The organism is Lactobacillus sp. C449L (genome assembly GCF_059900815.1).
The window spans coordinates 1-413 of record NZ_JBWXGA010000385.1 but is presented as its reverse complement, the minus strand read 5'-3'; the positions used below and the strand labels follow the sequence as shown (position 1 = coordinate 413).

Below are 413 nucleotides of genomic sequence, written 5' to 3'. Positions count from 1 at the left end.
CCTGAAGCTCCAGACGGTGGGCCTGTCCGCCGGCCATGACGAGGCGGTGCTGCGCGGCGATCCGGAGACGGCGCGCTTCTCGGTCGTCTACCTGCGGGAGGGCCGGGTGGTCGCGCTCGACTGCGTCAACGCGGTCAAGGACTATGTCGGCGGCCGGGCGCTGGTGCTGGCCGGGGCCAAGCCGGACCGGGCGGCGCTCGCCGATCCTGCGGTGCCGCTGAAGAGCCTGGCCTGACGTTCATGCCCGGTTCGGCCGGCGGACGGCAGGAAGCGCGCGTGGGCGGCATCCGGACCTTGCTGAAGATCGCGGCGGGCGCGGCGGCGCTGGCGGCCGCGCCGGCAGCCGCGCGGGACGTGCCCGTGCTGAGCCCGGCCGAAGCGCTGGCACAGGATGCGGCCGACTATGCCCGGCG

Annotated in this window: 1 protein-coding gene; it reads left to right on the top strand. The window is 75.5% G+C overall.

Going from position 1 to position 413, the window contains the following annotated elements:
• Positions 1–235: oxidoreductase C-terminal domain-containing protein (locus AC2JF9_RS09905; RefSeq protein ID WP_500727431.1), on the top strand; the 235-nt coding region annotated here is incomplete at its 5' end.
• Between the last annotated feature and the right edge of the window lie 178 nt (positions 236–413).